General features: G+C 23.4%; 20 protein-coding genes and 3 tRNA genes. 10 read left to right on the forward strand and 13 right to left on the reverse strand.

All coding sequences use genetic code 11. The annotated features are described in order from the left end of the window. Positions 1-49 precede the first annotated feature (49 nt). Together aspS and AB4W55_RS01100 are read left to right on the forward strand one after the other, a co-directional pair. The gene (gene aspS / locus AB4W55_RS01095; RefSeq protein ID WP_367672173.1) at positions 50-1,765 is read left to right on the forward strand and encodes an aspartate--tRNA ligase; all 1,716 of its coding nucleotides are present in this window, start codon (positions 50-52) and stop codon (positions 1,763-1,765) included. A gap of 63 nt (positions 1,766-1,828) precedes the next feature. Continuing rightward, positions 1,829-2,542 carry a YebC/PmpR family DNA-binding transcriptional regulator gene (locus AB4W55_RS01100; protein ID WP_367672175.1) on the forward strand — a complete coding sequence of 238 codons (714 nt, stop codon included), beginning with the start codon at positions 1,829-1,831 and terminating at the stop codon, positions 2,540-2,542. A 24-nt stretch (positions 2,543-2,566) separates the two neighbouring features. On the opposite strand, the gene AB4W55_RS01105 is transcribed toward AB4W55_RS01100, so the two are convergent. The 3 genes from AB4W55_RS01105 to pyk form a co-directional block, all read right to left on the reverse strand. Then, positions 2,567-3,379 carry a metal ABC transporter permease gene (locus tag AB4W55_RS01105; protein WP_367672176.1) on the reverse strand — a complete coding sequence of 271 codons (813 nt, stop codon included), beginning with the start codon at positions 3,377-3,379 and terminating at the stop codon, positions 2,567-2,569. An 8-nt stretch (positions 3,380-3,387) separates the two neighbouring features. Then, complete coding sequence (gene znuC, locus AB4W55_RS01110; protein ID WP_367672178.1) at positions 3,388-4,104, reverse strand: zinc ABC transporter ATP-binding protein ZnuC; 717 nt, start codon at positions 4,102-4,104, stop codon at positions 3,388-3,390. A 96-nt stretch (positions 4,105-4,200) separates the two neighbouring features. After that, the gene (pyk, locus tag AB4W55_RS01115) at positions 4,201-5,646 is read right to left on the reverse strand and encodes a pyruvate kinase (RefSeq protein ID WP_367672179.1); all 1,446 of its coding nucleotides are present in this window, start codon (positions 5,644-5,646) and stop codon (positions 4,201-4,203) included. Positions 5,647-5,941: 295 nt separating this feature from the next. On the opposite strand from pyk, the gene zwf reads away from it, so the two are divergent. The 4 genes from zwf to tsaB all read left to right on the forward strand — a co-directional run bounded on the left by zwf (position 5,942) and on the right by tsaB (position 11,056). Next, positions 5,942-7,387 (forward strand): glucose-6-phosphate dehydrogenase, encoded by a 1,446-nt coding sequence (gene zwf, locus AB4W55_RS01120; protein ID WP_367672180.1) that lies wholly within the window; start codon positions 5,942-5,944, stop codon positions 7,385-7,387. A 312-nt stretch (positions 7,388-7,699) separates the two neighbouring features. Next, on the forward strand, positions 7,700-8,587 hold the full coding sequence (gene htpX, locus AB4W55_RS01125; protein WP_367672790.1) for a protease HtpX: 888 nt from the start codon (positions 7,700-7,702) through the stop codon (positions 8,585-8,587). Between the two features lie 97 nt (positions 8,588-8,684). Next, positions 8,685-10,250, forward strand: coding sequence for a TerC family protein (locus tag AB4W55_RS01130; RefSeq protein ID WP_367672181.1), 1,566 nt, complete (start codon positions 8,685-8,687; stop codon positions 10,248-10,250). 113 nt (positions 10,251-10,363) lie between these two features. Further along, positions 10,364-11,056: a tRNA (adenosine(37)-N6)-threonylcarbamoyltransferase complex dimerization subunit type 1 TsaB gene (tsaB, locus tag AB4W55_RS01135; protein ID WP_367672183.1), complete on the forward strand. Its 693-nt coding sequence runs from the start codon at positions 10,364-10,366 to the stop codon at positions 11,054-11,056. A 79-nt stretch (positions 11,057-11,135) separates the two neighbouring features. On the opposite strand, the gene leuD is transcribed toward tsaB, so the two are convergent. The 7 genes from leuD to minC form a co-directional block, all read right to left on the reverse strand. Continuing rightward, positions 11,136-11,741 (reverse strand): 3-isopropylmalate dehydratase small subunit, encoded by a 606-nt coding sequence (gene leuD / locus AB4W55_RS01140; RefSeq protein ID WP_367672184.1) that lies wholly within the window; start codon positions 11,739-11,741, stop codon positions 11,136-11,138. A gap of 25 nt (positions 11,742-11,766) precedes the next feature. Then, positions 11,767-13,164, reverse strand: a complete 1,398-nt coding sequence (gene leuC / locus AB4W55_RS01145) for a 3-isopropylmalate dehydratase large subunit (RefSeq protein WP_367672186.1) — start codon at positions 13,162-13,164, stop codon at positions 11,767-11,769. A 1-nt stretch (position 13,165) separates the two neighbouring features. Beyond that, positions 13,166-14,257 (reverse strand): 3-isopropylmalate dehydrogenase, encoded by a 1,092-nt coding sequence (leuB, locus tag AB4W55_RS01150; RefSeq protein ID WP_367672188.1) that lies wholly within the window; start codon positions 14,255-14,257, stop codon positions 13,166-13,168. Between the two features lie 87 nt (positions 14,258-14,344). Then, positions 14,345-15,886: a 2-isopropylmalate synthase gene (gene leuA / locus AB4W55_RS01155; RefSeq protein WP_367672190.1), complete on the reverse strand. Its 1,542-nt coding sequence runs from the start codon at positions 15,884-15,886 to the stop codon at positions 14,345-14,347. Between the two features lie 194 nt (positions 15,887-16,080). Then, on the reverse strand, positions 16,081-16,332 hold the full coding sequence (gene minE / locus AB4W55_RS01160) for a cell division topological specificity factor MinE (RefSeq protein ID WP_367672192.1): 252 nt from the start codon (positions 16,330-16,332) through the stop codon (positions 16,081-16,083). A 3-nt stretch (positions 16,333-16,335) separates the two neighbouring features. Next, positions 16,336-17,148 carry a septum site-determining protein MinD gene (gene minD, locus AB4W55_RS01165; RefSeq protein ID WP_367672193.1) on the reverse strand — a complete coding sequence of 271 codons (813 nt, stop codon included), beginning with the start codon at positions 17,146-17,148 and terminating at the stop codon, positions 16,336-16,338. Between the two features lie 33 nt (positions 17,149-17,181). Continuing rightward, positions 17,182-17,880, reverse strand: a complete 699-nt coding sequence (minC, locus tag AB4W55_RS01170; RefSeq protein ID WP_367672194.1) for a septum site-determining protein MinC — start codon at positions 17,878-17,880, stop codon at positions 17,182-17,184. Between the two features lie 139 nt (positions 17,881-18,019). On the opposite strand from minC, the gene rsmC reads away from it, so the two are divergent. Beyond that, positions 18,020-19,030 carry a 16S rRNA (guanine(1207)-N(2))-methyltransferase RsmC gene (rsmC, locus tag AB4W55_RS01175; protein WP_367672196.1) on the forward strand — a complete coding sequence of 337 codons (1,011 nt, stop codon included), beginning with the start codon at positions 18,020-18,022 and terminating at the stop codon, positions 19,028-19,030. A 5-nt stretch (positions 19,031-19,035) separates the two neighbouring features. On the opposite strand, the gene AB4W55_RS01180 is transcribed toward rsmC, so the two are convergent. Together AB4W55_RS01180 and AB4W55_RS01185 are read right to left on the reverse strand one after the other, a co-directional pair. Next, positions 19,036-19,122 (reverse strand) — tRNA-Leu (locus AB4W55_RS01180). Positions 19,123-19,127: 5 nt separating this feature from the next. After that, positions 19,128-19,198 (reverse strand) — tRNA-Cys (locus AB4W55_RS01185). A 192-nt stretch (positions 19,199-19,390) separates the two neighbouring features. Here AB4W55_RS01185 and AB4W55_RS01190 point away from each other — a divergent pair. After that, positions 19,391-19,478 (forward strand) — tRNA-Ser (locus tag AB4W55_RS01190). 357 nt (positions 19,479-19,835) lie between these two features. On the opposite strand, the gene murJ is transcribed toward AB4W55_RS01190, so the two are convergent. Then, entirely contained in the window at positions 19,836-21,377 is a 1,542-nt protein-coding gene (murJ, locus tag AB4W55_RS01195; RefSeq protein ID WP_367672198.1) for a murein biosynthesis integral membrane protein MurJ, read from the reverse strand. Positions 21,378-21,715: 338 nt separating this feature from the next. Between murJ and AB4W55_RS01200 the strand changes: the two genes are divergently transcribed. Further along, positions 21,716-22,396 carry a flagellar basal body L-ring protein FlgH gene (locus tag AB4W55_RS01200; protein WP_367672200.1) on the forward strand — a complete coding sequence of 227 codons (681 nt, stop codon included), beginning with the start codon at positions 21,716-21,718 and terminating at the stop codon, positions 22,394-22,396. A gap of 61 nt (positions 22,397-22,457) precedes the next feature. Further along, positions 22,458-23,498 carry a flagellar basal body P-ring protein FlgI gene (locus AB4W55_RS01205; protein WP_367672202.1) on the forward strand — a complete coding sequence of 347 codons (1,041 nt, stop codon included), beginning with the start codon at positions 22,458-22,460 and terminating at the stop codon, positions 23,496-23,498. Positions 23,499-23,505: the final 7 nt, after the last annotated feature.

The raw sequence follows: 23,505 nt of genomic DNA on the forward strand, positions 1-23,505 counted from the left end.
TATTTATTATTTTATAAAAATTTTTATTAATTATCCATAAGGATAACATATGCGAACAAAATATTGTGGAGAAATTCGACTACTAGATATTGACAAAAAAGTTACTTTATGTGGATGGGTAGATCGAATACGAAAATTTAAAAAATTTATTTTTCTTGATTTAAGAGATAGAGAAGGAATTATACAAATATTTTTTCATCCTATAAATTATGAAAGTTTTCAAATTGCTTTAAAATTAAAAAATGAATTTTGTATTCAAATCATTGGTAAAGTACAAGCAAGATCTTTAAAAAATCGAAATAAAAATCTTGTTACTGGAGATATTGAAATTATTGCATTTAAAGTAAAAATTTTAAACACTTCAGAGGTATTACCAATAGATATAAATCAAGTTAATCATGAAAAAATGAGATTCACATACCGTTATTTAGATTTACGTCACCCTAATATGATTAGAAATCTTACAATTCGAAATAATATTACAAATATTATTCAATCTATTATGCAAAAAAAAAAATTTTTAAATATAGAAACACCCCTATTAACTAAATCCACTCCGGAAGGAGCAAGAGATTATTTAGTACCTAGTCGATTATATCGAAACAAATATTATGCATTACCTCAGTCTCCACAATTATTTAAACAATTATTAATGATTTCTGGAATAGATAAATATTATCAAATTGTAAAATGTTTTAGAGATGAAGACTTGCGATCAGATAGACAACCGGAATTTACACAAATTGATATCGAGATATCTTTTGTAAATTCAAAACAAATACGTCATCTATCTGAATATATAATTAAAATATTATGGAAAAAAATTATTAATTTTAAATTATCAGATTTTCCAATTATCTCTTTTAATGAAGCAATGAAAAAATATGGATCTGATAAACCTGATTTAAGAAATCCACTTAAATTAATTGATGTTGAGCATATTTTTGAAAATAATCCTTATAAAAATAAAAAAATTAATATGATTTCAAGATCAGCCGCTTTATTAATTCCAAAAGGTTTATTTTTAAATTCAAATCAAATACATATTTATAACACCATAATAAAAAAAAATAAAAATATTAATTTTTTTTATATTAAAATATTTTCAATACAATCTGGTAAAAAGGGTATTTTTAGTGCTACTAAAAAAACTTTGAATATCCAAAATATATTTAAAATTATAAAAAATATAAAAGCAAATAACGGTGACATGATACTAATATTATCTGGAAAAAATAATTTAGTTAATAAAATTTTAGGTAATTTAAGAATAAAAATAGGAAATGAATTAAATTTAACAATTAAAAATAGCTGGAAACCAGTTTGGATCATAGATTTTCCAATGTTTATGAAAGATGATAAAAATCATTTATCTTCTATACATCATCCATTTACAGCGCCTAAAAATTCTACCATTCAAGAATTAAAAAATAAACCAGAATTAATTATTGCAGATTCTTATGATCTTGTAATTAATGGATATGAAATTGGTGGAGGATCAGTAAGAATACATGATTTTCATATGCAAAAAACTGTCTTAAAAATATTAAATATAAAAAATTCATATCATAATGAAAAAGAATTTGATTTTTTTATTAATGCTTTAAAATACGGAACACCCCCACACGCTGGAATAGCATTAGGTTTAGATCGCATTACCATGCTATTAACAAATAGTAATAGCATAAAAGATGTGATTGCATTTCCTAAAACCAATTCTGCAACCTGCTTAATGACTGGTGCCCCCAGTAAATTAACATATTAAATAATCTTAAATATTTAAATTATTTAACATTATTATAATTTATTTCAATAGGATATTTAAAACATGTCAGGACATAGTAAATGGTCTAATACAAAACATAGGAAAGCTAGACAAGATAAAAAAAAAAGTATAATTTTTACAAAAATCACTAGAGAAATTATTATTGCTGTAAAATCAGCTGGTAAAGATCCAGATTCAAATTTTCAATTAAGAAAAATCATTAATAAAGCTTTATCAAATAATATGACTCGAAATAATATTAATCATGCTATAAATTATTATGATCTTAAAAAAAAAAAAAAAAATTATGCTAAAATTTTTTTTTACGGAGGTCACGGACCAAAAGGAATAGCGCTATTAATTCAATGTTTAAGTAATAATCACCAAAAAACAGTTTCAAATATTAAATATATATTCTCACAATGTAATTATTCTTTAGGAAAAAATACTTCTGTAGAATATTTATTTAATAAGAGAAACGAATTAATATTTATAAATAATGATAACATTCAAAAAGAAATCAATAATTTTTCGGAATATATAGAGAATATTAAAATTATTAATCATAAATTTATACAACTTATTTGTGATATGAATGCATCAAATATTATACAACAGGAATTTCAATCCAAAAATCAAAAAATATATTCAAAAAAAATCATTTTTACACCAAAACTAAAAATAGATTTAAAAGATACTTATAATTTTACCAAAATTCTAAAAAATCTTAAAAATCTTAATGATGTTGAAAATATTTATCATAATATAAATATTTAATATTTAAAAAAAATAAATTGTATATCATAACATTATACTAATAAAAAATATCATTGATTCAAATAATATAATAATTGGACTAATAGGAAGATTATAAAAAATAGAAAATATTACTCCAAATGTTATTGATATCATGTTTATAATAATTGAATATATTACCATCTGTTCTGGAGATGAAATAAATTTTTGAACAGTTATTGGTGGAATAATTAATAATGAGGTAATTAATAAAGCACCGATTAATTTTGTGGAAATACCTATTAACAAAGCAGTCATAATCATTAAAATTAAACGCATTTTAAATACATTAATCCCATTAATATATGATAGTTCAGAACTAATAATAACAGATATCATATTTTTCCAAAAATATATTAATGTTATTAATATTATTGCACTCATTAATAAAATAATAATAAAATCATGTTTTTTTAATAAAAGTAAATCACCAAATAAATAAGCAGATAAATCTGTTTTTTTATCTTTTGGAATAATATTAATAATAATCATACCCAGAGATAAAGAACTATATGTTATTACTCCTAATATAGCATCTAAAGATAAATCTGAAGAATATTCTAAATATACAATAATTATTGTTAAAATAATAACAATGAATAACACTACATAAAATGCATCTATATTTAATAATAAAGAAATGGATAAACCTAATAAAGAAGCGTGTGATAAAGTATTTCCAAAAGATGACATTTTACGCCAAACAACAAATGCACCTAAAAAACCACATGATAAAGATAATAATAAACCCGAAATCCAACTTAAATATAAATTTGAATGAATTTGTATAACTTTCTGTAAAATTATTAATAATTCCATATTATTTATTAAATAAAATTGATGTGATTATGATCATGATTATGACGATATAAAGCTAAATTTTTTTCTTTTATATCACCAAATATAGAAATAAATTCTAAATTTTTTGAAACTATTTCTGGAGCACCTGAACAACAAATATGATTATTTAGACAAATGACTTCATCAGTATATGACATTACTAAATTTAAATCATGTGATACTATTAACATAGAACATGACAACTGCTTTCTTAATTTATTAATTAATTTATATAAAATCATTTGACTAGACATATCTATTCCTTGATTGGGTTCATCTAAAATTAATAGTTCTGGTTTGTTTAATAATGCACGAGCTAATAGTATTTTTTGTATTTCTCCTCCAGATAATTTAGTAATCTGAAAATTTTTTAAATGTTCTGCTTGTACATTCTGGAGAGCTTTTAAAATGTTCTGTTTCTGTTTATCATAATTAAATAATTCCATAAATTTAATTACTGAAATTGGGAATGTAATATCTAAATTAATTTTTTGAGGAACATAACCAATTTTTAAATTTTTACGACGAATAATATTTCCTTTATTTGGTTTTAATAAACCTAATATTACACGCACTAATGTAGATTTCCCTGCTCCATTAGGCCCAATAATTGTCAAAATACGATTAGGTATTATAGATAAAGATATATTTGATAAAATGCTACGATTAGATAAAGTAATAAATACATTTTTTAATTGAATCATAAGTTAAGAATATTTGAAAATATTAAAGATAACATTAATAATAATATATAATATTATTATTAATCATAATAAGAATAAGATATTTTAAAAATTTAATTACATTACTTGTAATATTCTAATTGTATTAGTTGTTCCAACAATACCCATGATATCACCCTGGGTAAAAATTATTAAATCCTTAAGAAATAAAAATTTTTTTCGAACAAGCAATTTAATAGCTTCATTTGCTACTTTTAATCCATCATTTTTACTATTGAAATAAATAGGAATAACACCCCTATATAATGTTACTAAATTAAGTGTTTTTTGATTTTTAGATAACGCAAAAATTGGTAAACCCGATGTAATTCTAGATGTTAATAGTGCACTTTTCCCCGATTCTGTCATACATAGAATTGCGCTCACCCCGGACAAATGATTAGCTGCATACATAGCAGACATTGTAAGAGCTTCTTCAATATTATCAAATGTGATATTCAATCGATGTTTAGAGACATTAATACTTGGTATTTTTTCAGCTCCCTGGCATATTTTTGCCATAAACCTTACTGTTTTAGAAGGATATTTCCCTGAAGCTGTTTCAGCGGATAACATAACAGCATCCGTCCCATCTAAGACAGCATTAGCAACATCCATCACTTCTGCTCGAGTAGGCATGGGATTATTAATCATAGATTCCATCATTTGAGTAGCTGTAATTACAACACGATTAAGTTTTCTAGCATATCTAATCAATTTTTTTTGTACACCAATAATTTCAGAATCGCCAATTTCAACCCCTAAATCACCCCGAGCAACCATAATAGCATCTGAAGCTAATATCATTTTTTTCATTATGTATTTATTCGCAACAGCTTCTGCTCTTTCAATTTTTGCAATTATTTTAGCATGACTACCCGCTTGCTTTACTAGAGTTTTTGATTCAATGATATCTTGGGGATCTCTTGGAAATGATATTGCTAAATAATCCACTCCAATTTTTGCTGCAAGTAAAATATCTGATTTATCTTTATTAGTTAATGATATTGCAGATAATCCACCACCTAATTTATTAATTCCTTTATTATTCGATAATTTTCCTCCAACAATGATTCTTGTAAAAATCTGCATTGTATTTACTTTAATAATTTTTAATTGTATTCTACCATCATCCAATAATAAAATATCATCAACATTAACATCTAATGGTAATTTTTTATAATCTATTCCTACTTGATTTTCATTCCCTTCATTCGGTTGAAGGGTAGAATCTAATAAAAATACATGACCCGGAATAAGAATAGCAAAATTATTACGAAATGTGGAAATTCGAATCTTCGGACCTTGTAAATCCCCTAAAAGAGCTATATTAAATCCAGTTTTTTTAATTACTTTTAGAGCATGATAGGCACGTTTCTCATGTTCTTCAGAATTACCGTGTGAAAAATTTAATCGTAATACATTTGCTCCGGATAATATAATTTTTTCAAGAATATTATTTTTATCTGTTGATGGACCTAATGTTGCAACTATTTTTGTTCTTCTAATCTTTTGATTTAACATATTTGTTATCCATTTGATGTTTAAGAAATATTTTTATATATTCTTACTATTTTATGAATTTAAATGATATATTTTTAAAAATAAATATAATTTAATATTATAATAAATAAAATATGATTCAAAAAAATGTATATATTCTAAAATAATTTTAAATAAATATAATTTATATAAAAATTTAAAAATATATAAATTATTTTTATAATATTCTTTGCTATATTGATTTTTTTTAAAATCCTATAATAAAAAATATTTTTTCTTTATAATATAAAAATAATCATTAAACAATGAGGGTAGAGTGAATATTGCAATTATACAATCATATAATTTAGTTATCTTTGGAATAAAAGGTGATTTATCTCGTAGAAAATTAATACCTGCTTTGTATCAATTAGAAGAATATAATTATTTACATAAAAATACTCGCATTATTGGAATCGCAAGAGGAAATTTAAAATATGAAAATTATATCCAAATAATTTTACAATCATTAAAAACATTTTATAAAAAAAAAATAAAATTAATTTCATGGAATCGATTTAAAAATCGTTTAATATTTTTTAATTTAGATATTTGTAAAATTCAAAAATTTTTTAAATTAAAAAACATATTACTTCAAAATAATAATACTAATATTTATTATCTTGCTGTACCTCCCAATAAATTTTCGAATATTTGTGAAGGTTTGGGTAAAATTGAATATAATATTATTCCAAATAGAATTATTGTAGAAAAACCAATTGGAACATCATTATATTCTTCCAAAAAAATTAATCATAAAATTGGAAAATATTTTAAAGAGAAACAAATATTTAGAATTGATCATTATTTAGGAAAAGAAACTATTTTAAATTTATTAGCTTTGCGGTTTTCAAATCCTCTATTTTATAATAATTGGAATTATAAAACAGTTAAATATATAAAAATTATTATTGCAGAAAAAGTGGGTATTGAAGGAAGGTGGGGATATTTTGATAAAATAGGGCAAATGCGAGATATGGTACAAAATCATCTATTACAAATATTAAGTATTATTGCAATGTCTCCTCCTAAAACATTAACTGATCAACATATTCAAGAAGAAAAAATTAAAGTATTAAAAAAATTACGAAAAATTGATATAAATAATATTACACAAAATACACTTATTGGACAATATGATTCTGGTATAATTGATGGAAAATTTGTACCTTCATATTTAAATGAAAGGGATGCTAATAAAAATAGCCAAACCGAAACCTTCGTATCAATTAAAACATATATTGATAATGATCAATGGAAAAACATACCATTTTATCTTACCACCGGAAAACGTCTATTTGATAAAAAATCCGAAATTATTATATGTTTTAAAAATATATCAAAAAATTTATTTAAAAATAATTCTAAAAATATATTAAAAATTAGACTTGAACCAAATGAAGGTATAGAAATTAATTTTTTAAATAAAGTACCAGACCTAAATTCTAAATATACCTTAGAAAATCAAAAACTTAATTTTAATTATCGATCAAAAATAAAACAAAATAATATATCAGACGCATATGAAAAATTATTATTAGAAAGTATGAAAAATAATCAAACATTATTTGTTTCTAAACAAGAAATAGAAGCGTCTTGGATATGGGTAGATTCTATTATAAATGCATGGTCTCATACTAATACAAAACCAACATTATATAAATCTGGTTCATGGGGTCCAAATTTACATCAAAATTTCATGAAAATGAATTATGATATTTAAAAAAATATATAATATATAAATATTTTTAAAAATATAAAATTTTTATATAATATTAATATACTAAATATATAAATTAATTTATAAATATTTAAAAAATATCTTTTTCAATGTTATAATATTTTGTATTAGATAAAAATATATTGTATAAAATATTTTTTAAATATTTATAAATATTAATTTTAATTTAATGATAATTATTTACACATTTTAATAATATATGTAATGATATTTATTATAAATATTTATTAAATAATTTTAATCGTATATTTTATTAAATATAAAATTCACTTAAAACAAGGAAGATATAATTTGATTATTCGAATTTTTCTTTTTTTAATCACAAATTTTGCTGTAACAGTTATCTTTGGTACAGTATTATTTTTAACAGGAATGCAGTCTGACAGTATTGCTGGATTGATCGTATTATCTATATTAGTAGGATTTTCAGGTTCAATAATATCATTGATTTTATCAAAACAAATAGCACGATTATCATTTAATGGACATATAATTACTCAAAATTCAAGAAATCAATTTGAATTGTGGATTTTTCAAACAATACAAAGACAATCCAAACAAGTAAATATTCAACCTCCAGAAATATTTATATATTATACGCCAGAAATTAATGCATTTGCTACAGGAAAATCTAAAAATTCTGCATTATTAGCGCTTTCAACTGCATTATTAAAGAATATGAATAAAAAACATATTGAAGCAGTTATTGCTCATGAAATGAGTCATATTATTAATGGGGATATGGTGACACTATCTTTAATGCAGGGTGTAGTAAATACTTTTGTATTTTTTATATCTTACCTAATTACAAAAGTTATTTCATATATAATTAGCACTCAAAAAGAATCTATTTATGTAAAATATGCTACTGTATTTATAAATTTATTTTTATCCACAATATTACAAATTATTTTTGGTGCATTAGCAAGCATGATAGTTATGAAATATTCTAGATATCGAGAATATCGAGCAGATGCAGATGCTACAAAATTTGTGCCAAGAAAACAAATGATCAGTGCACTAGAACGATTTAAACAAATTCGTGAACCATCGGTTTCTCATAATATGAGTACTCATTATATTCACGGTAAATCAAAATCTATTTTAAACTTATTTTCTTCACATCCTTCAACACAAGACAGAATTATTGCTTTATATAATAAAACATACATATATCATTAAAACTATATCAAGAATAATAAAAATTTTTATTTTATTATTCTTGGTTATATACATTTTTAAAATATAAACATATTTATTATTTTTATGGAGTATTTTCATGGGATTTTTTCACCCATCTAATTGGATTGGATTATTAACCCTTGTTTTATTAGAAATAGTATTAGGTATAGATAATTTAATATTTATTGCTATTTTATCAAAAAAATTACCTCCACATGAAAGGGATAAAGCACGCTTAATAGGGCTAGGGCTATCACTAATTATGAGATTAATATTATTATCCACGATATCTTGGATGATTACATTAACTCATCCTATATTTAATAATAAATATATTAGTTTTTCTGGTAGAGAAATTATATTATTAACAGGAGGTTTATTTTTATTATTTAAAGCAACAATTGAATTACATGAAAAACTTGAAGGACATCAAAATAATAATAAAACAAATAAAAATTACCCTGGATTTTGGACTATAATTTTACAAATAGTTATTTTAGATGCAATTTTTTCATTAGATTCTGTAATTACAGCAATTGGTATGGTAAATAAATTGTTTATTATGATGTTAGCGGTCGTTATTGCTACAAGCATAATGTTAATAGCCTCAAAACCATTAACAAAATTTGTCAATTTACACCAAACAATTATAGTGTTATGTCTAAGTTTTTTATTAATGATTGGATTAAGTTTAGTATCAGAATCATTAGGATTATATATTCCAAAAAAATATATATATGTTTCAATTGGATTTTCCGTGCTTATAGAAATTTTTAATCAAATTGCATTATATAACTTTATTAAACATGAATCTCATCGACCCATTCGGCAAAGAGCTTCTGAAACTATTTTAAATTTTATGCGTGCAGAAGTTAAAAATCAAAAAAAAAATAAAAAAAAATTCAAAAATAAAAGTTTTTTTCAATTACATTCAACAGAATCAAATTTAGCAAGCTTAAAGGATGAAGAAAGATATATGATTCATGGTGTATTAGGATTTTCAGGACGATCTATCCAAAGCATGATGACACCTAGAAATGAAATTTCATGGATTAATGTAAAAAATAATACTACAGAAATTAGAATAAAATTATTAGATACACCGCATAGTTTATTTCCAGTATGTAAAGGCGAATTAGATAAAATTATTGGTATTGTTAGAGCAAAAGAATTACTAGTTACATTAGATAATGGTTTAGAAAATATTTTTGAATTTGCTTCTAAAAATCCCCCAATAATTGTTTTGGATACTTTAGATCCAATTAATTTATTAAAAATTCTAAAAAAATCTAAAGGGATTTGTGTAATTGTAATGAATGAATTTGGAGTAGTACAAGGATTAATTACTCCATTAGATTTATTAGAAGCCATTGCAGGAGAATTTCCAGATGCTGATGAAACACCAGAGATTATTGTTGAAAAAGATAGTTGGTTAGTAAAAGGTAATACAGATATTCATTCCCTAGGTCAATTTTTTAAAATACAAGAGTTTGTGTATGAAAAGAAAAAATATGCTTCTTTAGCTGGATTATTAATTTCACATTATGGAAAACTACCAAAAGTTGGAGAAAATATTTATATTCCACCATTAAATTTTAATATTGTTTCGATTAAGAAATATCAAATTAATTTAATCCGAATCACTAAAAATAAATCTAATTAAATATATTTATTTTTAATAAAATAATATTTATAAAATGAATTAAGATATTTTATAATAAATAAAATATGTTATATTCATTATAATACTTCCAAATAATTTTAAATAATTAAAATATGTATGAAACTATTCTTTCTATTGATACTTCATTAAATTATTGTTCCATTTCAATATTAAAAAATGAAAAAATTGATAGTGAATTTAAAATATGTAAAAAAAATCATGAAAAATATGTTTTATCATGTTTAAAATTGCTATTGATTCGAAATAATATAAAAATGAATCATATCAAAATGATTTCATTTTCTAATGGTCCTGGAAATTTTACTGGTATTAGAATTGCAAGTAGTATTGCGCTGGGATTATCAATTCCTTATAATATCCCCGTAATTGGAATATCTACATTAATAGTATTAGCAGAACAAGCATGGCGCAAAGAAAGATTAAAAAAAGTGATTATATGTATCAAATCAGGAAAAAAAAATATATATTGGGGGCAATATATTAAAAATCCAAAAAATATTTGGGTAGGAAAAAAAACAGAAGTTTTATTAAATATAGATGAAGCATATAAAAAAATTTCGTCATTAAAAAATCAGTGGAATATTATTGGAGATGGGAATATTTATTTTAAATCTATACAAAATACATTTTTAAAATTCTATAATATTATAGAACCGCATTCTCAAGATTTAATTCCACTAACCATATCAAAAATACGGAAAAAAAAAATAAATTTTTTTTCAATAAAACACATAAAACTAAATTATTTAAATACCCCAATTTATAAAAAACATCTTAAATCATAAAAATGTATTAAACTACATAATTGAAAATTAATAATTATATGTAGTTTAATAAGTTATATTGAAAATAAATTGCATTTGTTTATTGATAAAAAACAGGTATATTTTTTTCATATTTTGAAATATATCTTTCGTATTTCATCGTCAAGTCAATACTATCAAATCCGTTTAATAAACAATGTCGATGAAAATCATTAATTTTAATAATATATTTTTGATTTTTTAATATAATAAAATTCATTTTTAAATTGATAGTAGCCTGTATACCTGGATTTTTAAAAACAATGTTAAATATACTATCAATATGTACTTTTGATAAAGTAATTAAAAGTAATTGATTATTAAAACTATTATCATAAAATATATCTGCAAAATCTGGGGCAATAATTGATTTAAAACCATAATCTAATAAAGCCCAAACAGCATGTTCTCGTGAAGATCCACAACCAAAATTCTCGCGAGATATTAAAATACTAGCTGATTTATAATGTTTTTGATTTAATACAAAATTTAAATCAGGAGTTTTTGTATTTCCATTTAAAAATCTCCAATTATGAAATAAATGTTCAGAAAACCCAGTTCTGTTAATTTTTTGTAAAAATTGTTTTGGTATAATAGCATCCGTATCTACATTCGATCTATCCATAGGAGCAATAATACCAGTATGACTAATAAATGAAGTTAACATCATAAATCCTCTATATAATTATAAATTATAATAATTCTCTAACATCTGTAAACTTTCCGAATATTGCTGCCGCTGCTGCCATAGCAGGACTAACTAAATGTGTTCTACCACCTAAACCTTGACGATTTTCAAAATTTCTATTACTAGTTGAAGCACATCTATCTCCCGCATTTAATTGATCATCATTCATTCCTAAACACATCGAACATCCAGGTAATCTCCATTCAAAACCTGCGTTAAGAAATATTTGATCCAATCCTTCTTCTTCAGCTTGTTTTTTAACTAATTTTGAACCCGGTACAACAATTGCTTTAACATTTTTATGGACATATTTATTTTTTATAACTTTAGCTGCTATTCTTAAATCTTCTATTCTTGAATTAGTACACGATCCAATAAATACTTTATTAACTTTTACATTATTCAAAAAAACACCGGGTTTTAATCCCATATATAATAATGATTTTTTGGCAGATTCCTGTTCTATAGAATTTGAAAATGATTCAATTGGGGGAATGGGCTGATTAATTGATACTACCTGGCTAGGATTAGTGCCCCATGTAATCTGGGGGGATAAATGATTCAAATCAATAGATATAGATTTATCAAAATAGGCATTTTTATCAGATTTTAATGTTTTCCAAAATTGAACGGCATTATTCCATGTATTTTTTTTTATAAGGGGTTTATTTTTTAAATAATTAAAAGTTACTTCATCTGGAGCAATTAATCCAGATTTTGCTCCCATTTCAATCACCATATTACATAAAGTCATACGACTTTCCATACTGAAAGATGAAATAATATTTCCAAAAAATTCTACAACATATCCTGTTCCACCTGAAACACCCAGTTTATTAATAATAAATAATATTATATCTTTAGTACTTATAATTGGATTAATACTTCCAACAAGCTCTATTTTCATATTTTTGAATCGTTTTTGTTTAATTGTCTGTGTAGCAAAAACATGTTCCACTTCAGATGTTCCAATTCCAAATGCTAAAGAACCAAAAGCCCCATGAGTAGAAGTATGAGAGTCACCACAAACAATTATCATACCAGGTAATGTCATCCCCTGTTCAGGTCCGACAACATGTACAATACCTTGGTTTGGATGATTTAAATCATATAACGATATATTAAAATCATTACAATTTTTTATTAAAGTTTCTATTTGAATTTTAGCCATACTATCTAAGCTATTAATATCTTGTATTTTAGTGGAAACATTATGATCCATAGTTGCAAAAGTTTTTTGAGGGCATCGTATACTTCGTTTGTTTAGTTTTAATGAATGAAAAGCTTGAGGAGATGTTACTTCATGGATTAAATGAAGATCAACATATAAAATTGATGTATCATTCGTGTCTTTGTAAACTATATGACTATCATATAATTTATCATATAATGTTTTTCCCACTTCATACCTCTTTTATAAATAATTTAGAAATTATATCTCCCATTTGATCAGTACTAATATAATCTGTATTATCGGTAATATCAAATGTTCTATATCCCTGTTTTAGTGCAGTATTTACTGATGAATAAATTGCATCTGATAATTCATGTAAATTCATACTATAACGTAACATTAAAGCAATTGAAAGTATTTGAGCAATTGGATTTGCAAGATTTTTATCCTGAATATCTGGTGCAGATCCTCCTGCTGGTTCATATAAACCAAAATTATTTTCATTTAAACTAGCAGAAGCTAACATTCCAATTGAACCTGTTAACATTCCGCAAGCATCTGATAAAATATCACCAAATAAATTAGAACATAAAATAATATCAAATGTATTAGGATGTTTTATAATTTGCATGACTGCATTATCAATATATAAGTGCGATAATTCTACATCAGGATAATTTTTAGATACTTCTTCTACTGTTCTTCTCCATAATTTAGAACTTTGTAATACATTTGCTTTATCAACAGAAACAATTTTTTTTTTACGCTTTTGTGCAGTTTTAAAAGCAAAATGAGCTATGCGCTCAATTTCAAATTTATAATATATTTCTGTATCAAATGCATACTCCTGTAATTCTTGATTAAGATTATTTCCCGAGTTTCCAAAATATATTCCACTCGTTAATTCACGTATACACAGTATTTCAAAACCAAAACGAGTTATACGAGAATGTAAAGGAGATAAGTTTTTCAATTCAGGATGTAATATAGACGGACGAATATTAACAAATAAATTGAAATGTTTTCTTAATGGTAACAAAGCACTTCTTTCAGGTTGTTGTTTATCTGGTAATGATTGCCATTTAGGACCACCTATTGAACCCAATAAAATTGCATCGGATTTTTGGCAACCTAATAATGTTTTTTGTGGTAATGCAACACCATATTTATCAATTGCAATACCTCCAATATCATATTCCATAAATTGAAGATTGAGTAAACACTTATCTTTTAAAATATTTAAAATCTTATACGCTTGTTGCATAACTTCAGGACCTATTCCGTCACCCGGCAGAACTGCAATGCAAAAATTATTTTTCATATTAAATTATTGTTAAATTAAAAAGATAATTTAATTATAACATTTCTACTAAAAATAAAATCAAATATTTTAATAAAAAATGATTAATTACATTTGTCTTAATTTTAAAATAACTTGATTTGCTCTCCAAATATTATTTAAAACATTAACCATAGCTTTGGCAGAAGATTCAATAATATCAGTTTCTAATCCAATTCCATGAAATATTCGTTTATTATATTCCACTAAAATGTCTACTTGTCCTAGTGCATCTTTTCCTTTTCCTTTAGCAACAAGTTGAAATTTTTGTAAAATAATTTTATATTCCGAAATTTTATTTAAAGCACGGTAAACTGCATCAACTGGACCATTACCAGTTTTTGCGGATTGAGTAATAGTTTCTTTTCCGCAAATCAGGGTTACCGAAGCTTCTGCAGATCCGGTAGAACTAGATTTAACATGAAAATACTTTAATTTAAAATATTCTGAACTTTCTTGTTGATTATTTATAAAAGCCAATGCCTCTAAATCATAATCAAAAACTTGACCCTTTTTATCTGCTAATTTTAAAAAAGAAGAATATAATTCATTAATATCATATTCACTATCTTTATATCCCATTACACGCATGCGATGTCTAACTGCTGCACGTCCAGATCGTGAAGTAAGATTTAATTGTACTTCCTTTAGACCTATATCTCTTGGAGATATAATTTCATAATTTTCTCTATTTTTTAATACTCCATCTTGATGTATACCAGAAGAATGTGAAAAAGCATTACTACCAACAATCGCCTTATTAGCTGGTATTGGTGTATTACAAATTTGGCTAATAATTTTACTCGTTCGATATATTTCGGTTGTATTCACAGTAGTATGTACATTCAATAAATCTTTTCTAGCTTGAATTGCCATTATAATTTCTTCTAACGCTGCATTACCTGCTCTTTCCCCAATACCATTAATCGTACCTTCTACTTGTCTAGCTCCAGCCATAATTGCGGAAATTGAATTTCCAACAGCCATCCCTAAATCATCGTGACAATGTATAGAAATAGTTGCTTTGTCAATATTGGGAACTTTCTGGTATAATGATTTAATAATTTTACCAAATTGATCAGGAATTGTATAACCTACTGTATCTGGAATATTAATTGTAGTTGCACCATGTTTAATGGTTTGTTCTACAATTCTACAAAGATTGTCTATTGAGGTTCTACCAGCATCTTCACATGAAAATTCAATATCGTCAGTATAACGTTTTGCGCGTTTAATAGAGCGTATCGCCATAGATATGATTTCATTAAAATTCTTTTTTAATTTAGAATGAACATGTAAATTAGAAGTTCCTAAAAATATATGAATTCGAAAAAAATCTAATATTGACATAGCGTCTGCTGCCACGTCAATATCTTCATCAATACAACGAGCCAAACTACATATTCTAGTATTTTTAATGTTTTTTGAAATAGTACGAACAGATTCAAAATCCCCAGGGGATGAAATAGGAAATCCCACCTCAATAATATCAACATTCATTCTTTCTAAAGCCATGGCAATTTGTAATTTTTCTTTTACACTTAAACTAGCCTGTAAAGATTGTTCGCCGTCTCGTAATGATGTATCAAAAATAATAATTTTTTCACTCATTTGTGATTCCCTACATAAAATATTTTAAATATTTTAAAAAAATAAAATACAAAATATTAAAAGTTAAATATCAAAATTAAAATCATTGAGATATTTTGAATAAAATTTCACATATTAAGAGTGATAAAATAAAATATATCCTAATAGTAAATATATCATGTTTTATTTCCTTTAATAATTTATTAAGCAGTATTTTATTCGGGTAAAATAATATTCAATTCTAAAATTGAAAAATCTTCTCTTTTTTGATTTAATTGGATTTTTATCATATTTGGGTTAATTTTCACATATTTACAAATAACAGTAAATATTTCTTTTTTTAATTTTAGAAAATATTTAGGTCGAATATTATTATTTTTTCTATCTGATATAATAATTTTGAGTCTTCTTTTGGCTATATGTGCTGTATTTTTATTACGAGAAAGAAAAAAATCCAAAATTGTCATATATTATCTCCAAAATAATCTATGAAAAAAACTTTTTTTTTCTTCTTCAAGGAATCTAAAAGCACATTTTTTTCCTAACAATCGATCAACTGTATCAATGTATGCTTTTCCTGCTAGAGAATTCGAGTCTAAAATAATCGATTCACCTTGATTAGATGCTTTTAATACTGAAGAATCTTCGGGAATTACTCCAATAAGAGGAATTCTTAATACATCTAATACATCTTGCATACTTAACATATCTCCTTTATTTACTCGAACTGGGTTATAACGAGTTAACAATAAATATTCTTTAATAGGAAATTCATTATTTTTAGATCGTTTAGATTCTGATGATATAATTCCTAAAATTCGATCAGAATCACGTACAGAAGAAACTTCAGGATTTGTAGTAATAATAGCCTCATCTGCAAAATAAATTGCTAATATTGCACCTGTTTCAATTCCGGCTGGAGAATCGCAAATAATAAATTCAAAATTCATATCTAACAATTGTTTAAAAATTTTTTTAATTCCTTCTTTCGTTAAAGAATCTTTATTTCTTGTTTGAGATGCAGGTAAGATAAATAAATTTTCTGTGTATTTATCTTTTATAATCGCTTGATGAATTGTAGCATCTCCTTGAATAACATTGATTAAATCATATACTACTCTTCTCTCGCATCCCATAACTAAATCTAAATTTCTTAATCCAATATCAAAATCAATAACTATTGTTTTATTTCCCTTTTGAGCAAAACCAGTTGCAATTGCTGCACTAGAGGTAGTTTTACCAACTCCCCCCTTACCCGAAGTAACCACAATAATACGAGTCATGTGCTTATTACCTTTTATAAATGTTAATATTATTTACGTCAATGGATAAATTAATAAAATATTATTTTTTAAAAAAATATGTACTGATTTTCCTAATAAATCCAATGGTATTTGATCAATCAATAAATATTCTCCAGAAATTGAAATTAATTCAGCAAATAACTGCGTACAAAAAATATTACGAGTTTTATCTCCATTTACACCAGCCAATACTCGACCTCGCATCATACCGTAAATATGTATATCTCCATCAGCAATTAATTCTGCGCCAGGATTAACATGATTTGTAACAATTAAATTCGATTGATTTACATAAATTTTTTGTCCAGATCTAACAGGAGTATTAATAATTTTTGTATTAAATTTTTTTTTATTAATGAATTTATTATTTTTTTGATTTTTTTGTTTACAATATACTTCATTTTTTCCTTCTAATAAAATTGGAATACCAGATTTTATTATTTTACATTTTAAAATTTTATCTATACATCCACTTACACCAATAATATGTAATCCTGTAGATATAATAGATTTTTGCATATCATTCCAATTTACAGTATTTGATAAACTAGATACATTGATTACAATAGGTGCATTTTTAAAAAATTGGGGTGCTTCCATGATTTTTTCTAAAATAGCATTTTGAACAGAAGAAACTGATTTATTTTTAATATATAATACTAATAATGTAAAAACACTGCCTTTTAACTCAATAAAATTATTTTTTAACATGTAATTATATTTCTAAAATAATAAAATGATTTTAACATGATATTTTAAATAATAATATTATAAGCTTTTGAAAATATAAAAGAATGATTTAATATATTTATAATATAAAATTAGTCATTTTAGATGGAGCATAATACACTTGAATGTACATAACGCAAACATAATAGTTATGAAATATTTAAAAAATTTCAAAAATCAAAATATACTATTTTCTGGAAATATTTCAAAAGATTTTTTCTTATATTTTAAACTAACTAACATTAGAATACATGTACAACAAGATTATCACCCTATGTTATTAAAAATTTTAAAAAAAAATAATATTTGTTTCAGAATCATTCCAAGAAAAAATTTTGTTTTAGATTGTAATATTCTAATATTTTTTTGGAGAAAAAATAAATTAGAATCTCAATTTCAAATAATTTATTTTTTATCCGTTTTAAAAAAAGATACTGAAATATTTATCATAGGAAAAACAAGAAGCGGTGTGAATTGTGTCAAAAATTTTTTAAAACATTGGGTAGATATAAAAAAAATATATTATAAAAATAGATATGCTTTATATTATGGAAAAATAATTCAAAATTCTATTTTTATATTCAAAAAATATTTTAAAAAATATATTTGGAATAATTTAATTATTTATACTCTACCAGGAGTATTTGATTATAAAAGAATAGATAATGGAAGTATATTATTGATTTCAACATTTGATACAAATCTTCAAGGAAAAATATTAGATATTGGATGTGGTTCTGGAATTTTATCTATTGCATTAAATAAAATTTCTGATAGAACTAAAATAACATTAATTGATAATAATAGTACTGCAATTTTATGTAGCAAAATTAACTTACGGAAAAATCACGTAAAAGCTAAAATTATTTTAAGTAATATATATTCTGATATACAAGAAAAATTTAATTTAATTATATCTAATCCTTCTACTCATTCAGATATAAAAAATAATTTTAATGTAATTAAAAAAATTATTCAAAATTCAAAAAAATATTTAAAAAAAAATGGTGAGTTAAGAATGGTGGTTCATTCTCATATATCTTGCAAGAAAGAATTTTTAAGTGTTTTTAATCATTATAAAATTATAGCAAAATATAGACATTTTAATGTACACCAAGGAATATTAAAATAAAACTGTGGTACCCAGAGCGGGAATCGAACCCGCAAAGCCGTTAAGCCGAGGGATTTTAAGTCCCTTGTGTTTACCAATTTCACCATCCGGGTAAAATAGGCGCGTTCTGGAATCGAACCAGATTATACGGATTTGCAGTCCGCTACATCACCAATCTGTCAACGCGCCGAAAATTTTTTTATAAAATTTAATTATAAGCTTTTTTATATACATTGTCCAATATATTTTATAATATTTTACATATGATATTTATTATAATATGAAAAATTTTTTGAATAAATCTTTACATTCATGAAAACCTATATTATTATAAATTTATTTTAAGAATAAATATCAAGAATTTATATTTACTAAAAAAATGGAGGAGTGGCCGAGTGGTTTAAGGCAGCGGTCTTGAAAACCGCCGATGAATAATATTCATCCGAGAGTTCGAATCCCTCCTCCTCCAATTTTTTTTAAAAATATTTAAAAACAGAATTTTATTATAATCCAGTTAATATATTATTTTTTTTAATAAAATATTTTGTACTCTTATAAAATATAAATTTTAAATTTCATTTAACATGTACAACATGATTTAATTTAAATAATTACAAAGAAAATAAAATTTGAATTAAAATTCTATAAATATATTTCGATTTCTTTCATTCATTTATTCATCCCTTCATGCTTTCCTCTTCTATTTAATCTTGATAAAAACCAATCAAATATAAATTATAAATACTATTATGTAATATAATATTTTATAAATAATTTATACTTAATAACATGATTATCCAATTAATAAAATCAAAAAAAATTGTATTTATATTTTAACTTTAAAATAAAAATGACTTAAACGAACACCTAATAGAAATAAAGTAGTAAAATATATCAAAATAGCACAAAATAAAACAAATAATAAACGAAATAATCTGTATATAATAATTCCAACATCCCAAGATGTTATAATATGTAAAATAAAAATTAAAAAAATTGACATTGCAAATGATGCAATAATTATTTTACTAATAAAAGAACACCAACCAGGTTGAGGAAAGAAAATTTTGTTTTTATATAAATACCAATATAGTAATGCAGAATTTAACCATGCTGATATACTAATTGAGATGGATAATCCAAAATAACCCAGAGAAGTAGATAATAACACTACATTTATAGATTGAGTAATAATGATTGTAATAATAGAAATAATCATTGGAGTAATAGTATCTTGTCTAGCATAAAAAGCAGGAGACAAAATTTTTACTAAAATTAATGCAATCAATCCAATTGCATATCCTATCAATGATTTTTCTGTCATGATAGTATCAAATTGTGTAAATTTTCCGTATTGAAATAAAACAGCAATAATTGGATGTGATAAAATATATAATATAATCGAACTAGGTAAACTAATTAATAAACCGACACGTAAACCCCAATCAAGTAATTTAGAAAATGCAACCTCTGCATTATTAGCAAAGCTTTTAGTTAAACATGATAGCAAAATTGTTCCAAGTGATATACCTAATATACCTACAGGTAATTCAATAAGTCTATCGGCATAATACATCCACGATACTGAGCCTGAAATAAATAGTGATGCTAAAATACCATTAATAAACAAAGAAACATGATTTGCTGATACTCCTAATACACCAATTCCAATCTTACTAACTAAACTTGATATTTCCGGAATATGAAGGTTAATTCTTGGCCTAACTAACATATTAATTTTTTTTAAATATAAAAACTGATATAAAAACTGTAAACAACCTCCTATAATTACTGACCATGCTAGAGATAATATAGGAATTTGAAAATATTTTGTAAAAATTAAAATAAAAGATATCATACTTATATTTAATAAAATAGGAGAAAAAACTGGTATTAAAAAATATCCCCAAATATTAAGTATAGCGGTAGTTAAAGAAGCTAATGAAATAAAAAAAACATAAGGAAAAGTAATTCGTAATAATTTTGTAGCTAATATAAATTCTTCTGGTTTTTTAAAAAATCCCGGTGCAACAATTAAAACGATATAAGGAGCAAAAAAAAACCCTAAAAAAATTACACAAGATAATATTAAAATCATGAATCCTAAAATATAAGAAAAAAATTGTCTAGTTAAATTGATATTTTCTTTTTTTTTATATTTTACAAAAATTGGAATAATTACCTGTAAAAAAGCACCTTCCGCAAAAATACGTCTTAATAAATTTGGAACTTTAAAAGCAATAAAGAAAGAATCAGTTGCTATAGATACCCCGAATGTATATGCAATAATAAAATCTCGTAAAAAACTTAAAATACGAGATAAAAACGTAATCATACTAATATTAATTAAAGACTTTAAAAGATTCATAATTTTAATAATATTCAAATTAATATTTTAAATTGATCAACTCATATTTAAAATATTATTGTTTATTTAATTAATTTAAATATATTATATAACAATATTTCTAAAATCTAAATATTTATTGCATAATCTTGAATATTTTTAAACATATTTAAGTAATTTATACATGAATTATTAAAATTTAATCAAATAATAAAATTTTTTAAAATTTAAAATGATATTTTTAAAGAAATAAACAAGTTAAATATAAAAACATTAATATATTCTTAAAATAAATATGATATTATACTATATGCATAATTTTAATTATGAGAATTTAATATATTTCAGGTAAAATATTAATGAAAAAATGTTTTTTATTTCAAAAAAAATACTATTTTATAATTATGATGTTATTTATATTAAATGGATGCGCATCATGTATAAAAGAACCAATCAAAAAAAATTTTATAAAAAATATATCCTTAGAAAAAAAATACAGTTACTCTACAATTTATACTAATATCAATAATGATGAAACTAATGATTTATTTCAAGACAATCATAAATATAAAATTGGAGATACTATTACTGTTTTAATTCAGGAATCTTTTCAATCTAAAAACCAAACATCTTATCATTTTATAAAACAAAATAATCAAAAAATAAACATTAACATACAAAAAAATTTCCTGAAAAACGATAAAGATCATGCTAAAAAATCTATTGAAAATAATGATAAAAAATATATTTCTAGATTAAATAAATATTTAAATAAAAATATATTTATAACAACCATTACTACACAAATAACTGATATTGATTCTTATGGAAATTTCAAAATATATGGAGAAAAAAAAATTTCTTGTAATGAATATTCAGAAAATATTCAATTTTCTGGAATAATTAATCCCAAGATGATTGATATGCATAATTCTATTCCATCATCATTAATTTCAAATTTACATATTAAATATTGCAATAAACAGGATTATCCTGTTCAAAAAAATAATTGGATAAAACAAATATTATTTATGATTTAAAAAATATGTAATGTAAATATCATTAAATTATTCTTATGCTTATTATATAAAGGTTTAAAATATGTCATGGTTAAAAAAAATTTTAGGAATATGTTTAGTTTTGATTAGTTTAAATGTCTATGCAGAAAAAATTAAAAATATATCTATTATACAAACTAATCTTGAAGATAAGTTAATAGGATATGGATTAGTTGTTGGTTTAGACGGTACTGGTGATCACATTTCAGAAGCTATATTTACCTCAAATGCATTAAATAATATGTTATTAAAATTGGGTATTAATAATATAGGCAACAAAAATTTAAAATTAAAAAATATAGCATCAGTAATTGTAACAGCAAATTTATCATCTTCTTTTAGAAAAGGAGAAAAAATTAATGTTATGGTTTCATCAATAGGAAATTCTAATAATTTAAAAAATGGAATATTATTAAATACTCCCTTAAAAGGAACAAATAATAAAATTTATGCTATTGCTCAAGGAAAAATATCTACTAAAAATCATATGAAAAATTTTTCTACAAAACAAGATACATTTAAATGTAATGGAATTATTCCTTTTGGAGCATTAATAAAAAAATCTTTAAATAATCATCATAGGAATCACGAAAAAATCAATTTACAAATTTTTTCAGAAAATTTTAATTTAATTCAAAAAATCAGTAGCGCAATCAATAATTATTATCCTAATGTAGCAATTCCTATTAATAATAAAACCATTGAATTAAAATTACCACTTGATCATATCAAAAAAAATTACATGCTATCTAAAATTCAAAATATAGATATACCAATCTTTAAAAAAAAATATCAAATTATTTTTAATAAAAAAGATGGTTTAATCATGATGAATAATATTATTCATATCAATGAATGTATCATAGAAAATAATAATATATCAATTTTTATTAAAAAGAATCAGCATTATATTATTTATAATAAAAACAATCATAAAAAATATTTTTTTTTAAAATCCTATAACCATCTTGATGAATTAATTAATCTTTTAAATACATTAAAACTTCAAAAGAATGAAATTCTTTCAATATTAAAAAATATGAAAAATATGAATTGTTTTCAAGCTCATTTAAAAATCGTATAAATATTAT

It is taken from the genome of Buchnera aphidicola (Symydobius americanus) (assembly GCF_964059135.1).
Classification (GTDB): Bacteria; Pseudomonadota; Gammaproteobacteria; order Enterobacterales; family Enterobacteriaceae; genus Buchnera_L; species Buchnera_L aphidicola_AJ.